Annotated in this window: 12 protein-coding genes; 7 read left to right on the forward strand and 5 right to left on the reverse strand. The window is 36.2% G+C overall.

Going from position 1 to position 15,127, the window contains the following annotated elements; genetic code table 11:
- Positions 1-22 precede the first annotated feature (22 nt).
- The 5 genes from mnmE to rpmH form a co-directional block, all read right to left on the reverse strand.
- The gene (gene mnmE / locus SNE38_RS10135) at positions 23-1,408 is read right to left on the reverse strand and encodes a tRNA uridine-5-carboxymethylaminomethyl(34) synthesis GTPase MnmE (protein WP_191704184.1); all 1,386 of its coding nucleotides are present in this window, start codon (positions 1,406-1,408) and stop codon (positions 23-25) included.
- 179 nt (positions 1,409-1,587) lie between these two features.
- Positions 1,588-2,352 (reverse strand): RNA-binding cell elongation regulator Jag/EloR, encoded by a 765-nt coding sequence (gene jag, locus SNE38_RS10140; RefSeq protein ID WP_191704185.1) that lies wholly within the window; start codon positions 2,350-2,352, stop codon positions 1,588-1,590.
- Positions 2,353-3,135 (reverse strand): membrane protein insertase YidC, encoded by a 783-nt coding sequence (yidC, locus tag SNE38_RS10145; protein ID WP_191704186.1) that lies wholly within the window; start codon positions 3,133-3,135, stop codon positions 2,353-2,355.
- A gap of 155 nt (positions 3,136-3,290) precedes the next feature.
- Positions 3,291-3,632: a ribonuclease P protein component gene (gene rnpA, locus SNE38_RS10150; RefSeq protein WP_191704187.1), complete on the reverse strand. Its 342-nt coding sequence runs from the start codon at positions 3,630-3,632 to the stop codon at positions 3,291-3,293.
- A 262-nt stretch (positions 3,633-3,894) separates the two neighbouring features.
- Entirely contained in the window at positions 3,895-4,029 is a 135-nt protein-coding gene (gene rpmH, locus SNE38_RS10155) for a 50S ribosomal protein L34 (RefSeq protein WP_008408389.1), read from the reverse strand.
- 683 nt (positions 4,030-4,712) lie between these two features.
- Here rpmH and dnaA point away from each other — a divergent pair.
- The 7 genes from dnaA to SNE38_RS10190 all read left to right on the forward strand — a co-directional run bounded on the left by dnaA (position 4,713) and on the right by SNE38_RS10190 (position 14,644).
- Positions 4,713-6,056, forward strand: coding sequence for a chromosomal replication initiator protein DnaA (gene dnaA, locus SNE38_RS10160; protein ID WP_191704188.1), 1,344 nt, complete (start codon positions 4,713-4,715; stop codon positions 6,054-6,056).
- A gap of 170 nt (positions 6,057-6,226) precedes the next feature.
- Entirely contained in the window at positions 6,227-7,363 is a 1,137-nt protein-coding gene (dnaN, locus tag SNE38_RS10165; protein WP_191704189.1) for a DNA polymerase III subunit beta, read from the forward strand.
- A gap of 124 nt (positions 7,364-7,487) precedes the next feature.
- Positions 7,488-7,724 (forward strand): S4 domain-containing protein YaaA, encoded by a 237-nt coding sequence (yaaA, locus tag SNE38_RS10170; protein ID WP_191704190.1) that lies wholly within the window; start codon positions 7,488-7,490, stop codon positions 7,722-7,724.
- Between the two features lie 3 nt (positions 7,725-7,727).
- Positions 7,728-8,840 (forward strand): DNA replication/repair protein RecF, encoded by a 1,113-nt coding sequence (gene recF, locus SNE38_RS10175; RefSeq protein ID WP_191704191.1) that lies wholly within the window; start codon positions 7,728-7,730, stop codon positions 8,838-8,840.
- Positions 8,841-8,904: 64 nt separating this feature from the next.
- Positions 8,905-10,830, forward strand: coding sequence for a DNA topoisomerase (ATP-hydrolyzing) subunit B (gyrB, locus tag SNE38_RS10180; RefSeq protein ID WP_191704192.1), 1,926 nt, complete (start codon positions 8,905-8,907; stop codon positions 10,828-10,830).
- 28 nt (positions 10,831-10,858) lie between these two features.
- A complete protein-coding gene (gene gyrA, locus SNE38_RS10185; protein WP_191704193.1) occupies positions 10,859-13,360 on the forward strand; it encodes a DNA gyrase subunit A in 2,502 nt (833 codons plus the stop codon).
- A 204-nt stretch (positions 13,361-13,564) separates the two neighbouring features.
- Positions 13,565-14,644: an HD-GYP domain-containing protein gene (locus SNE38_RS10190; RefSeq protein ID WP_191704199.1), complete on the forward strand. Its 1,080-nt coding sequence runs from the start codon at positions 13,565-13,567 to the stop codon at positions 14,642-14,644.
- Positions 14,645-15,127: the final 483 nt, after the last annotated feature.

The following is a 15,127-nucleotide window of genomic DNA, read 5'->3' on the forward strand; positions in this document are numbered from 1 at the left end:
TCTTCCTTTCCTTTACTTAAATTTATTTCCCTAAACAGAACTGAGAGAATAGCTGATTAATTAAGCTTTCCTGAACAGTATCTCCTATAATTTCACCAAGGATTTCCCACGTGCGCGTAACATCTATTTGAATCATATCAACCGGCACCCCAGCTTCAGCTGCAGCCAATGCATCTTCAATTACTTGTTGAGCTTGATGCAATAAGGCAATATGACGTGCATTTGAAACATATGTTAAATCGTTTGCTTCTACTTGTCCTTCAAAGAATAACGCTGCAATCGCTTCTTCAAGCTCCATTACACCTTCTTCTTTTAATAGCGAAGTCGTTACGACACGATGTTTACCTGCTAATTCATGGACACGATTTAAATCGATTTTGCGCTCGATATCTGTTTTGTTAACAACGACGATATAATCCATTGCCTGAATCGTTTCAAATAACCGCTCATCTTCAATCGTCAATGCTTCTCCATAATTTAAAACAAGTAATATTAAATCAGCGTCTTTTAACGCTTCACGAGAACGTTCAACACCAATTCGCTCTACGATATCCTCTGTTTCACGAATACCTGCAGTATCGACTAAACGTAAAGGTACGCCGCGTACATTTACGTATTCTTCAATAATATCACGAGTCGTGCCTGCAATGTCGGTTACAATCGCTTTATTTTCTTGAACTAAACTATTTAAAAGTGAAGACTTCCCTACATTTGGTCTACCTAAAATAACTGTTGATAAGCCTTCACGCAAAATTTTCCCTTGTGATGATGTTTGAAGCAATTTAATAATTTCTTCTCGTACCCAACCGCATTTTTCAAGCAGTACTGGAATTGTCATTTCTTCTACATCATCATATTCCGGATAATCTATATTGACTTCCACTTGTGCTAATGTTTCCAATAATGCTTGGCGTAAAGACATAATAAGACGTGAAAGCTTCCCGTCCATTTGACCGAGTGCAACATTCATAGCACGATCTGTTTTTGCACGAATTAAATCCATAACAGCTTCTGCCTGTGATAAGTCAATACGACCATTTAAGAAAGCTCGCTTTGTAAACTCCCCAGGTTCCGCCAGACGTGCACCATATTGCAATACAAGCTGTAAAACACGATTAACTGACACAATACCACCATGACAGTTTATTTCGACAACATCCTCACGCGTAAAAGTTTTTGGTCCGCGCATTAGTGACAACATAACTTCCTCTACGACCTCATCCGTTTTTGGATCAATTAAATGCCCGTAGTGAATCGTATGTGACGCCACTTCGTTTAGACGCTTATGATTTGGTGACTTAAATATTTTATCTGCAATCGCTACTGCCTCATCGCCGCTTAGACGAACTATGGCAATGGCTCCTTCTCCCATTGGTGTGGATATCGCAGCAATCGTATCGAATTCCATCTTATATCCTCCTAATTTTGTGTTATCCACATGTGGATAAATCACATCCGTGCTACACTTTCTAACAATTTAGACTAACATATTTTAAATAAAATCTAAAGCAATGTTGTTTTTTATAAGTATTATTTACATAAAAAAACGGCCTATCCAAAAGAATAGGCCAACACGTCTGTATGCTTTTATTTTACTGGCTCAATGACTAAATAGCGATTTGGCTCGGCACCTTCTGAATATGTTTCAATATCCAAACGGTTAGCCAATGCATTATGAATGATTTTTCTTTCATAAGAAGCCATTGGTTCCAATGAGACCGATTTTCGGGTGCGTACTACCTTGTCCGCCATTCGTAATGCTAACTGCTCAAGTGCAACTTGACGGCGTTCACGATAATCTTCTACATCCATTTGTAAAATCATAAATGATTTGGCAGTTTTATTAAGCATGAGCTGTGTTAAATGTTGAAGCGCATTTAAGGTAAGACCACGCTTCCCTATCAATAATGCTGCTTTTTCACTCGATAACTTAAAAGAAACATATTTGCCATCTGATTCATGTTCAATTATTAAATCTGTAATCCCCATTCCTAAAGCAATATTCGTTAAATACGACTTTGATTCTTCAATAGGGTCCACTTGTTGTTGTTCATGGTGAATTGATTGATCTTCATTAACTAAAACCGGCTCATTTTCAAAGGTTTCTTTGATAAATGACTGTTCTTCTACTACAGGTGTAGGTTGTGAAGTAGTTTCGTTATTCACTTGTTGCTGAACAATTTCTTTTACAGTAACACGAACTTCTGCATTTCGTGCACCAAAACCTAAAAATCCTTTTTTACCTTCTTGTAAAACTTCTACATCAACTTGTTCCCGAGTATGGCCAAGCTTTTGTAACGCTAATGAGATCGCTTCTTCTACTGTTGCGCCTATTTGCGTAGTTTGTTTCACTTATTTCGCTCCTCCTGCATCGGTAGCATCCGGTTTATTTTTATTCCAAGGTTTGTAAATAACAAGGTTTTGTAATACAGATACAAAGTTTCCGACTACCCAATATAATGATAAAGCGGCAGGTAAAATAATACCGAAACCAACAATCATTAATGGCATGATGTACATCATAATTTTCATTTGCGGGTTATCTACTGCTGGTCCAGTCATTAATACAACATACTGAATAAGACCTGCGATAACAGCAAATACAATACTTGGCTCTGCTAACGGAACCGCTAAAAATGTTCCTAATTCAAATGCGTCCGGTGTTGCATTCATACGGCTTATTGCATGATAGAAACCAATTAATATCGGCATTTGAATAAGAATCGGTAAACATCCAGCTAATGGGTTAACGCCTGAAGTTTGCATTAACTGCATCATTTCCTGCTGGTATTTTTGTTGAGTTGCTGCATCTTTAGAGCTGTATTTTGCTTGAAGCTCTTTTAACTTCGGTTGCATTTCCTGCATTTTTTTAGAGCTTTTAACTTGTTTGATTGTTAAAGGTAAAATAATTAGACGAATAATAACAGTTACGATAATAATTGCAAAAGCATAATTCGCAGCATTGCCTTCGAACATATCAGCAAAAAGCTTGATGAATGATACTAATGGCCAAACGATATATTCATTCCAAAAGCCATCACTTTCAGATGAAATCGGCTGGTCAAATTCTGTACAGCCTGAAAGTAGCAATACTACTGAGACAAGCGACAGCATTATCCAAAGATTTTTCTTCAACCTTCTTCCTCCTAAAGCAAACCTATTCAATTTTTTATGACAACAGTTTACCATGTGCAACGTTTGTACACTACTAATTGTTCCGATAATTTAAATTTTATCGTATCTTTATTTCAAACTATCGTAAAAATTTATAGTAAATTTTAAGTGTAATATCAACCTTTATAAACTCTTGCAACTTTTAATACATGCTGCAAGCTTTTTTTGGTTTCATGAAAATCTATTGTGGCCGCCTGCGTTCTGGCGATAATAACATAGTCCATATCTTGTCTTACTTCATCTTTTATTTCCAGAAAAGCCTGGCGAATATAGCGCTTCACTTGAACTCGTGTGACCGCATTCCCCACTTTTTTACTTACTGATAAGCCAATACGAAACGCCTCTTGTTCTTCCTTTTTCAAGCAATAAACAATAAATTGGCGATTCGCAAAGGACTTACCTTTTTTAAACACCTTTTGAAATTCTTCATTTTTCTTTATTCGTTGGCGTTTATTCATGATCCATTCACCTGCTCCATCTAATCATTGGTACTTTTTTTGCTTCTGTCGAAACAATCAATTACACCTAGGCGTAATTGCGTCCAGATTTTTTGGTAATAAAAAATCTGAGCATCTGCCAGAGGCTTATCTTCATTCAGCGGGTGTATAAACACCTGATGGAACTGATAAAACAAGCATGCATCCCTTACCTATACAGGTAAGTATTTTCTACTGAATGAAGATAAAAGAAAAAAAAGACCACTGATGTGGCTCAGTGGACTTATGCTGATAATACTTTTCTTCCTTTTTTACGACGGCGTGCTAATACGTTACGGCCGTTTTTTGTGCTCATACGAGCGCGGAAACCGTGAACTTTAGAGTGCTTACGTTTTTTAGGTTGGTACGTGCGTTTCATTTATATACACCTCCTGAATTCGAGTGTTACTATATCTATTTCTACATACAGACCATGATATTATATAAATAATGAAACCCATTTGTCAATCCTTCTATTTTTTTTTCTATTTTTAAATTATATTTCATAATCTATTCCCTCTCCCTTCCCAATATTCAGTTATCCACAATTCATAAATATTTTTTTACCTAAGCCTGTTAGTAGTTTTTTTTTTCAAAAAATTATCCACAACGTTTATCTACAGCTTTTTCACATATAACTTCCCTGTGGACAACCATTACTCGAATAACATATGATTATGTGGATAAGATTGATTAAGTATTGAAATAGCTCACTTTATTTGATACGATAACTGTGTTTTACTTTGTGGAATTCTTTTCTGGGAAATATTTTATCCACAATTGTTGATAATCTGTGGACAATGATTTCCCTAACTATTGTATAACATTTATCCACAGCGTGTGGTTATGTGTATGAACATGTTTTTTATTGATAAAATTCATATTTTATAGCTCTGTTTTTCTATTAAATATCTAACAGGGCGTTTCTTTTTTTTGTGAATAAGAACGAAACTGTCTCAAAAAAATCACATAAAAAAAAATCTCATTCTATGTTGAACGAAATAAATCTCTTCTAATATATGAATTAATATGTGAAATGAAATAACGAAAGGAAGAACAAGCTTGGAACATTTAGAAAATTTATGGAATGCCGTCCTTGCCCAAGCTGAACAAAAAATTTCAAAACCGAGCTTTGATACTTGGCTAAAATCGACAAAACTTTTGGCTCATAGTGGCACAAAAGTAACGATTTCAGCACCTAACTCTTTTGCCCGTGATTGGCTTGAACAATACTATATTCATATGATTACAGGAATATTAAATGAGTTAACTGGCGAAGATCTGGTCATTAAATTTGTCGTTCAGAAAGATCAAGTGGCAGACGACTTTGAACTACCACCACCTATTACCCAAGCAAAATCGAGTGATCACCATGATATTACACCTGGTATGCTCAATCCAAAATATACATTTGATACGTTCGTTATCGGCTCTGGAAACCGCTTTGCTCATGCAGCGAGTTTAGCTGTAGCAGAAGCACCAGCAAAAGCCTACAACCCCTTCTTTATATACGGGGGGGTAGGATTAGGAAAAACCCATTTAATGCATGCTATTGGTCATTATGTAAAAGAACATAACCCAACAGCAAATGTCGTCTATCTATCATCTGAAAAATTCACGAATGAATTTATCAACTCGATTCGTGATAACAAAACAATAGATTTCCGAAATAAATACCGTAATGTCGATGTACTGTTAATTGACGATATTCAGTTTTTAGCTGGGAAAGAGTCTACGCAAGAGGAATTTTTCCATACATTCAATACATTACATGAAGAATCAAAACAAATCGTCATTTCAAGTGACCGACCACCAAAGGAAATCCCTACATTGGAAGATCGTTTGCGCTCTCGATTTGAATGGGGTTTAATCACAGATATTGCACCACCTGATTTAGAAACACGTATTGCTATTTTACGAAAAAAGGCCAAAGCAGACGGATTGGATATACCAAATGAGGTTATGCTTTATATTGCCAATCAAGTTGATACAAATATTCGTGAGTTAGAAGGCGCATTAATCCGTGTAGTTGCATATTCATCTTTGGTCAATACTGATGTGTCGCCTGAACTGGCTGCAGAAGCTTTAAAAGATATTATGCCGAACTCAAAACCGCGTATGATTTCAATTTTAGATATTCAAACTGCAACTGGGGAGCACTTCAATATACGATTAGAAGATTTTACGGCAAAACGCCGAACAAAGTCGATTGCTTTTCCAAGGCAGGTCGCGATGTATTTATCGAGGGAACTAACGGATTTTTCATTACCTAAAATTGGCGAAGAATTTGGGGGACGAGACCATACGACAGTCATCCATGCACATGAAAAAATATCTTCATTAATTAAAACAGATCAACAGCTCCAACAAGATATTAAACAAATTCGAAGCATGCTAGGTAAATAAAGCTGTGTATAACTAATCCTTTTTCACACAGTGATATACACAGCTTGTGCACATGTGGATAGCTTACATGCAGTAAGAAAAAGTTAGGTTATCCACAAATCCACAGGGCCTATTACTATATCTATTAATATCTTTAAATAAATAATTAATTATATAAGAGAGGTAAACTAATGAAATTTAATATTTTACGTGATCATCTTTTAGCTGGATTAAATGATGTAATGAAAGCAGTTAGCTCCAAAACAACGATTCCTATTTTAACGGGAATTAAGATTGATGTTACAAATGAAGGCATGACTTTAACAGGTAGTGATGCAGATATTACAATTCAAACATTTATACCAGTAGAGGAAAATGGCGAACAAATTATAAACATTACACAAACAGGCTCCATCGTATTACAAGCACGTATGTTCAATGAAATCGTTCGCAAATTACCTACAAACGAAGTAGAAATTGAAGTTACAAACGGTGTTGCAACAATTATTCGTTCTGGTAAATCAGAATTCCATCTAATTGGATCTGATGCAACAGAATATCCACAACTACCTGAACTTGCAGCTGATCGTCAATTTACAATCCCTACAGATCTATTAAAGTCAATTATTCGTGAAACAGTATTTGCTGTAGCAACTTCTGAAAGCCGTCCCGTGTTGACAGGTGTAAACTGGAAAGTTGATGGCGATGAATTAATATGCGTTGCAACGGATAGTCATCGTTTGGCACGTCGTAAAGTGAATCTTGAAAATTTACCAACTGATGTTACTTCAGTTGTTATTCCAGGAAAAAGTTTAAATGAATTAAATAAAATTTTAGAAGATACGAATAATCCGGTACAAATTGTATTAACGAGTCAACATGTATTGTTTAAAACAGATGACGTTCTTTTCTTTTCACGTCTTTTGGAAGGGAATTACCCAGATACATCCCGTTTAATTCCTGAAGAATTTAAAACAATGATTACGATTAACGGAAAATCACTTCTTCAAGCAATTGATCGTGCATCGCTGCTTGCACGTGAAGACCGTAATAATGTTGTTCGATTTGAGACACTTGAAAATCAAACTGTAGAAATTTCATCAAACTCACCTGAGATTGGAAAAGTGGAAGAGCAAATTCAAGTGGAAAGCTTGGAAGGTGAAACTTTAAAAATTTCATTTAGTGCGAAATACATGATGGAAGCTCTAAAAGCTATTGATGGTCAAGATGTAGTAATTGAATTTACTGGGGCAATGCGTCCGTTCATTCTGCGATCTGTAGCAGATGATGCGATTTTACAACTAATTTTACCGGTACGTACTTACTAAAAAAATACAATTTTCAAAAGGAATGGTCTTTAAATTATTATTGAGACCATTCCTTTTTTACTTATGGGCAAATTTTAGGTATGATAGAATGATAAGACTTTATTTAAGTGGAGGATGAATTACGTTGAATGATTTAGTTATTGATACAGAATTTATTACGCTTGGTCAAGCGTTGAAAATGACAGATACAATTAGCTCTGGTGGCATGGCAAAGTGGTTTTTAAGTGAACATGAAGTGTTTGTGAATGGAGAAGCAGAAGGTCGACGTGGGAAAAAATTACGTCATGGCGATGTTATCAATATCCCAGGTGTTGGCCGATTTAAAATTGTGGATGCGTTTATTGAAAACGGAGAAAGCTGATTCATGAACATCGAGCGCTTACAGCTAACGAATTATCGTAACTATGAATCGTTAACACTAGATTTTTCAAATAAAATTAACGTTTTTATTGGGGAGAATGCTCAAGGAAAAACAAATGTTATGGAATCAATCTATGTACTAGCGATGGCCAAATCTCATCGTACTGCGAACGATAAAGAATTAATACGTTGGGATGCGGATTATGGTAAAATAGAAGGTGTGGTAAATAAGCGTTACGGTGGCATTCCTATCGAATTAACGATTTCAAAAAAAGGGAAAAAAGGCAAAATCAATCATCTTGAACAAACTAAATTAAGTAATTACATTGGACAGATGAATGTTGTCATGTTTGCTCCTGAAGATTTGAATATCGTGAAAGGTAGCCCACAAATTCGCCGAAGATTTATCGATATGGAAATCGGGCAAATATCGCCAGTCTATTTACATGATTTACTAACATTTCAAAAGATATTAAAACAACGTAATCATTTACTAAAAAAAAACCAAGGTAAACAAGCATTTGCATCCGATGTAATGTTTGATATTTATACAGAGCAATATGTGGAGGCAGCTATACAAATAATTCGTAAAAGATTTCAATTTATGGAACTTTTGCAGGAGTGGGCTGAACCAATTCATTTTGGCATTTCGCGCGGGCTTGAAAAGTTGGTAATTAAATACCGTCCTGTGTCAGGGATGGAAGCAAATTGGCCAACTGATCGCATGAGAGAACATTTAACGGAAAAATTAAATGAGGTCAAACAGCGTGAAATTGAGCGAGGAGTAACATTAATCGGTCCACATCGTGATGATTTGCAGTTTTTTGTGAATGACTATGATGTACAAGTATATGGCTCACAAGGTCAACAGCGTACAACAGCGTTATCATTAAAGCTTGCTGAAATAGAGCTCATTAAACAAGAAACAAAGGAAACACCGATTTTATTGTTAGATGATGTTTTATCTGAGTTGGATGATTATCGTCAATCACATTTATTAAATACAATTCAGGGTGAAGTTCAAACATTTGTTACAACGACAAGTGTAGAAGGTATTCACCATGAAACGATACAGCACGCAAAATTGTTCCATGTGAAAAAAGGAGCAATAGAATAATAAATGCATGAAAGTTAATATTAGAGAAGCATACTGAAAGTTATGAAAGAGTAGGTGACCAATAGTGACTTTAGAAGATAATAAAGTCCAGCAATCTTATGATGCGGATCAAATACAGGTATTAGAAGGATTAGAAGCTGTACGAAAACGTCCTGGTATGTATATTGGTTCAACAAGTTCAAAAGGATTGCACCATTTAGTGTGGGAAATTGTAGACAATAGTATTGATGAAGCTTTAGCTGGATATTGTACAGATATTTCAGTAACGATTGAAAAAGACAATTGGATTCGCGTAGAAGATAATGGTCGTGGTATTCCCGTTGATATTCAGGAAAAAATGGGTATGCCTGCTGTTGAAGTTATTATGACAGTTCTGCACGCTGGTGGTAAATTTGGCGGTGGGGGCTATAAAGTTTCCGGTGGTCTTCATGGTGTAGGTGCTTCAGTAGTAAACGCTTTATCGAGTCAAACAATTGTTCAAGTACACCGTGATGGCAAAATTCATGAAATAATTTTTGAACGAGGCCATACTGTACAAAAAATAACTGTTATTGGTGAAACTGATTATACAGGTACAACTACACGTTTCAAGGCAGATAGCGAAATTTTTAAAGAAACAACAATATATGAATACGATATTTTAGCAACTCGTATTCGTGAACTGGCTTATTTAAATCGTGGAATTAGAATCACTATTGCCGATGAACGAACTGGGCAGGAGCGTTCGGAAACATTCCACTTTGAAGGCGGTATTCGCGAATATGTTGAGCATATTAACGTAAACAAAGAACCGATCCACGTACCAATTGATGTATTTGGCGAAAAAGAGGGCATTTCAGTTGAAATTGCTATGCAATATAATGCAGGCTTTAGCTCAACAATTATGTCGTTTGCAAATAATATTAATACGTATGAAGGCGGTACACATGAATCAGGCTTTAAAACTGCTTTAACGCGTGTAATTAATGACTATGCACGAAAAGCGAATATAATTAAAGAAGCAGATGCGAACCTTACAGGGGAAGACGTTCGAGAAGGATTAACAGCTATCGTATCGATTAAACACCCGGACCCTCAATTCGAAGGTCAAACAAAAACAAAATTAGGTAACTCTGAAGTGAGTCAAATTACTAACTCATTATTCTCAGAAGGCTTTGAACGTTTCTTGTTGGAGAATCCTTCAGTAGCGCGTCAGGTTGTTGAAAAAGGAACTATGGCTGCTCGCGCACGTGTTGCAGCGAAAAAGGCACGTGAATTTACACGCCGTAAATCAGCCCTGGAAGTTTCAAGTTTACCTGGTAAGTTAGCAGATTGTTCTTCTACAAATCCTGCTGAATCGGAAATTTATATCGTAGAGGGTGACTCTGCGGGTGGTTCTGCAAAATCGGGTCGTGATCGTCACTTCCAAGCAATTTTGCCATTACGCGGTAAAATTCTAAATGTTGAAAAAGCCCGATTAGACCGTATTTTATCTAATGCTGAGATTCGTGCAATGATTACGGCATTTGGTACGGGGATTGGTGAAGAGTTCAATTTAGAAAAAGCACGATATCACAAAATCATTATTATGACGGATGCCGATGTCGATGGTGCGCATATCCGCGTACTATTGTTAACCTTCTTCTTCCGTTTCATGCGTCCATTAATCGAAGCTGGATATGTTTATGCAGCAAAACCGCCGCTTTACCAAGTGAAACAAGGTAAACATTTGGAATATTGCTATTCAGATCAAGAATTAGAAGAAATTTTACAGCGTCTACCAAAGCTACCAAAGCCAAATGTACAACGTTACAAAGGTTTAGGAGAAATGAATGCAACACAATTATGGGATACAACAATGGATCCACAGCACCGTACGTTAATTCGAGTAGAATTGGACGATGCGATTGAAGCCGATAGAATTTTCGATGCATTAATGGGTGATGAAGTTGGTCCACGTCGTGACTTTATCGAAGAAAATGCTGTCTATGTACAAGACCTGGATATTTAATTAGTTCAATTGGAAGGAGGTCCTTATTTTGTCTGACATTCAACATGGACATATAGAATCAAAAAATATTACAACAGAGATTAAATCATCTTTCTTAAGCTATGCGATGAGCGTTATCGTTTCTCGTGCATTACCGGATGTACGTGATGGGCTTAAACCCGTACACCGTCGTATTTTGTATGGCATGCAGGAGTTAGGTAATACTTCAGATAAACCATATAAGAAGAGTGCACGTATCGTTGGGGATGTAATGGGTAAGTTCCATCCACACGGTGACTCTTCCATCTATGATGCAATGGTTCGTATGGCACAGGATTTCAGCTATCGTTACATGCTAGTTGATGGTCACGGTAACTTTGGTTCGGTAGATGGTGATGGCGCTGCAGCTATGCGTTACACAGAATCTCGAATGTCAAAAATCGCAATGGAAATGCTCCGTGATATCAATAAAGATACAATTGATTATGGACCGAACTATGATGGTAGTGAAAACGAGCCGTTAGTTTTACCAGCACGTTATCCAAACCTTTTAGTAAATGGTGCTTCGGGAATCGCTGTAGGTATGGCGACAAATATCCCACCACATCAATTAGGAGAAACAATCGATGGAGTATTGGCAATAGCAGATAACCCAAGCATTACAACTGAAGAGCTGATGGAAATTATTCCAGGACCTGATTTCCCGACAGGCGGTATTCTTTTAGGCCGCTCTGGAATTCGCCGTGCTTACGAAACAGGCCGGGGTTCTTTAACAATTCGTGCAAAAGTTGAGATTGAACAAGCTACCAATGGTAAAGAGACAATTTTAGTTCATGAATTACCTTACCAAGTGAATAAAGCAAAACTAATCGAAAAGATTGCAGAGCTAGTACGTGATAAAAAAATCGATGGTATTACAAATTTACGCGATGAATCAGATCGTAATGGTATGCGTATTGTTATTGAGGTTCGTCGTGATGCCAATGCAAACGTTGTACTCAATAACTTATTTAAACAAACAGCGATGCAATCAAGCTTCGGTGTGAATATGCTTGCATTAGTGGATGGACAGCCAAAAGTATTAGGTCTAAAAGAAGTGCTATATCATTACTTAGAACATCAAAAGGTAGTTATTAAACGTCGTACTGCATTCGAACTTCGAAAAGCAGAGGAACGTGCACATATTTTAGAAGGTTTACGTATCGCGCTGGATCATATTGATGAAATTATTGCGATTATTCGTGCCTCTCGGAGTGGGGAAGAAGCAAGACCTCAATTAATGGAGCGCTTTAATTTATCTGAACGTCAGGCACAAGCAATTTTAGATATGCGACTTGTACGTTTAAGCGGATTAGAACGTGAAAAAATTGAAGCAGAATATCAGGAGCTTTTGAAATTAATCGATGAATTAAAGGCGATTTTAGCAGATGAAGCGAAGGTAATAGAAATTATCCGTACAGAAATGACGGAAATTAAAGAACGTTACAATGATACACGCCGTACAGAAATAACTGCCGGCGGTTTAGAAATGATAGAAGACGAAGATTTAATCCCAAGAGAAAACTCAGTACTGACATTGACACATAACGGTTACATTAAACGTTTAGCAGCGAATACATATCGCTCGCAAAAGCGCGGGGGACGTGGTGTACAAGGTATGGGTACGAACGAGGATGATTTCGTTGAGCATTTACTATTTACATCTACGCATGATACGATTTTATTCTTTACTTCAAAAGGTAAAGTTTTCCGTGCAAAAGGGTATGAAATCCCAGAATTCGGTCGACAAGCAAAAGGTTTACCAATTGTTAACTTACTGAATATCGATAAAGGTGAACATGTAACTGCAATGATTCGCGTTACGGAATTTAAAGAAGATGCATACTTTATCTTTACGACAAAAACGGGTGTAACGAAACGTACACCAGTTGACCAATTCGCAAATATTCGTACAAACGGTTTAATAGCTATTACATTGCGAGAAGATGATGATCTAATTTCAGTTCATTTAACGGATGGTACGAAGGAGATTATTATCGGTACTCGTGAAGGAATGCTGGTCCGCTTCAAAGAAGATGATATTCGTTCAATGGGTCGTACTGCTGCAGGGGTTAGAGGTATAAAACTCCGTGAAGGCGATTTTGTAGTCGGGATGGAAATTATTGAACCGGGTCAGGAAATATTAGTTGTTACTGAAAAAGGGTACGGTAAACGTACGCCTGAATCAGAGTACCGTTTACAAAGCCGTGGCGGTTTAGGTCTGAAGACGATGCAAATTACCGATAAGAACGGTAAGATGTGTGCCGTAAAAGCGGTTGATGGTACAGAAGACATTATGTTAATCACTATTAACGGTATGCTGATCCGAATGGATGTTAAAGATATTTCTATTATTGGACGAAGTACGCAAGGTGTTCGTTTAATTCGTCTAGCAGATGAAGAAACTGTGGCAACAGTGGCACGTGTGAAAAAAGACGATGATACAGATGAAGACGAAGCAGAACTAGAAGTGGATTTAGAGGCTGATTCAACTTCTGAAACAGAAGAATAAATTAAAAAGTAATCTAGTAGGTTTTTACTATCTAGATTACTTTTTTTATTTGTATTTTTTTCTCCATTCGTTATAATTAATTGTAAAATAGTAAAGGTTTGTAAGTAGTAAAATAATTCTGGATTAGCTAATCTAAATAATTCAATTAAACCTAAATACCTATACTAACGAAATGAAGGGGTTGTGAAGTTGGAAGCAATAGTTATGAGATCAGAAGAATTAAAATTAGATAAAGTAATTGCAGAAGATATATTTGCCAATACACAATATCCAATCATATATAAAGATACAAAAGTAAAATCAGAGCATCTACGAGTGATCGACCTTTTTAATTTAAAAACAGTATTAGTTTATAACGACTTAGAAGAAATTAAATCAAATGCAGTGAATACTGAAAAGGATTCAATAACTGTTCCGGTGCCTAAGTATATAAGTTTTCAAAAATATTATAATGATGGCATTACCGAATTGAAAAAGGAATTTTTGAATTGGTCGGCAGGTGGGAAAATTGATCTTACAAAAGTTAGAGGCATTATGATTCCGTTGATAGAAAAAGTATTAGAGGATCGTTCGTACATATTTAACTTAAATAATTACTCAAATCCAAAGGACTACTTATACCATCATTGTATTGCAACTGGGTTAATAGTAGCTGTTATTGCAAAAAAAATGGGCTTTGAACGTGGGGATATTATTCAACTAGCTATTGCTGGGGTGTTAGCAGATAGTGGGATGTCGCGTATTCCAGCTCGTATTCGTGATAAGAAAAATTCATTAACTGAAGCTGAGTTTGGAGAAGTACGAAAACATCCTTATTATAGTTTTATGTTAATAAAGAACAATCCTGCTATTAAAGAGATTATGAAAGTAGCCATTTATCAGCATCACGAACGATTAGATGGGAGCGGGTATCCGAATGGAGAGCGTATTGGTAATATATCCAGCTTTGCACAAATCATTGCAGTTGCAGATGTATTTCATGCGATGACTAGTGAGCGGTTATATCGTTCAAAACAATCGCCTTTTAAAGTAATGGAAATGATTAAAGAAGAAGAGTTCGGAAAATTTGATATTAAAGTTGTTCAAGCTTTAATTGATATAGTCGTGGATTTACCGATTGGGACAAAAATAGAACTATCGAATTTGGAGTTAGGTGAAGTAATGTTTATTAATAAGTATGCACCTACACGCCCATTAGTGAAATTAAATCGTACGGGAGAATTATTAGATCTTTCTACAAATAGAAGTTTCTATATATCACGTGTCCTTACAAATGATTATTAGATTAAAGTTGTTTATGGAAGAGAGCTGTTATTCATGGGATGGATATGGCTCTTCTTATATGAATAATAAAAAATATATCTATTTTTAAAAAACTATTGACGGTTAGATTTTGCAATGATATTATATTAAGAGTCCTTAAGAGAAACCAATTATAAATTATAAAAATTTATTAACAGTTGACTTAAGCGAGAAACTAATATAAAATTATATAAGCTGTCGAATCAGTTATTACTTTTTAAAAAAACTTTTCAAAATCAGTTGACAAACAACGATAAGAGATGTTATGATATAAAAGTTGTCACCAAAACGACACGATGAACCTTGAAAACTGAACAAGCAACGTTAATGAAACAAGCTTCTTTAATGAAGCAAACAATAGATTATAACTTTTAATTAAGTTAAATCGCTAGCAAAGCAAATGAGCTTTCAAACTACTTTTATGGAGAGTTTGATCCTGGCTCAGGACGAACGCTGGCGGCGTGC

The sequence above is a fragment of the Solibacillus ferritrahens genome, from assembly GCF_037027585.1.
In the GTDB taxonomy this organism is placed as follows: Bacteria; Bacillota; Bacilli; order Bacillales_A; family Planococcaceae; genus Solibacillus; species Solibacillus ferritrahens.

Excerpts from the sequence above, each read along its gene's own strand:
- rnpA (WP_191704187.1), bottom strand. The coding sequence starts at position 3,632 with ATGAATAAACGCCAACGAATAAAGAAAAATGAAGAATTTCAAAAGGTG.
- recF (WP_191704191.1), top strand. The coding sequence starts at position 7,728 with ATGAACATCGAGCGCTTACAGCTAACGAATTATCGTAACTATGAATCG.
- rpmH (WP_008408389.1), bottom strand. The coding sequence starts at position 4,029 with ATGAAACGCACGTACCAACCTAAAAAACGTAAGCACTCTAAAGTTCAC.
- dnaN (WP_191704189.1), top strand. The coding sequence starts at position 6,227 with ATGAAATTTAATATTTTACGTGATCATCTTTTAGCTGGATTAAATGAT.
- mnmE (WP_191704184.1), bottom strand. The coding sequence starts at position 1,408 with ATGGAATTCGATACGATTGCTGCGATATCCACACCAATGGGAGAAGGA.
- SNE38_RS10190 (WP_191704199.1), top strand. The coding sequence starts at position 13,565 with ATGAGATCAGAAGAATTAAAATTAGATAAAGTAATTGCAGAAGATATA.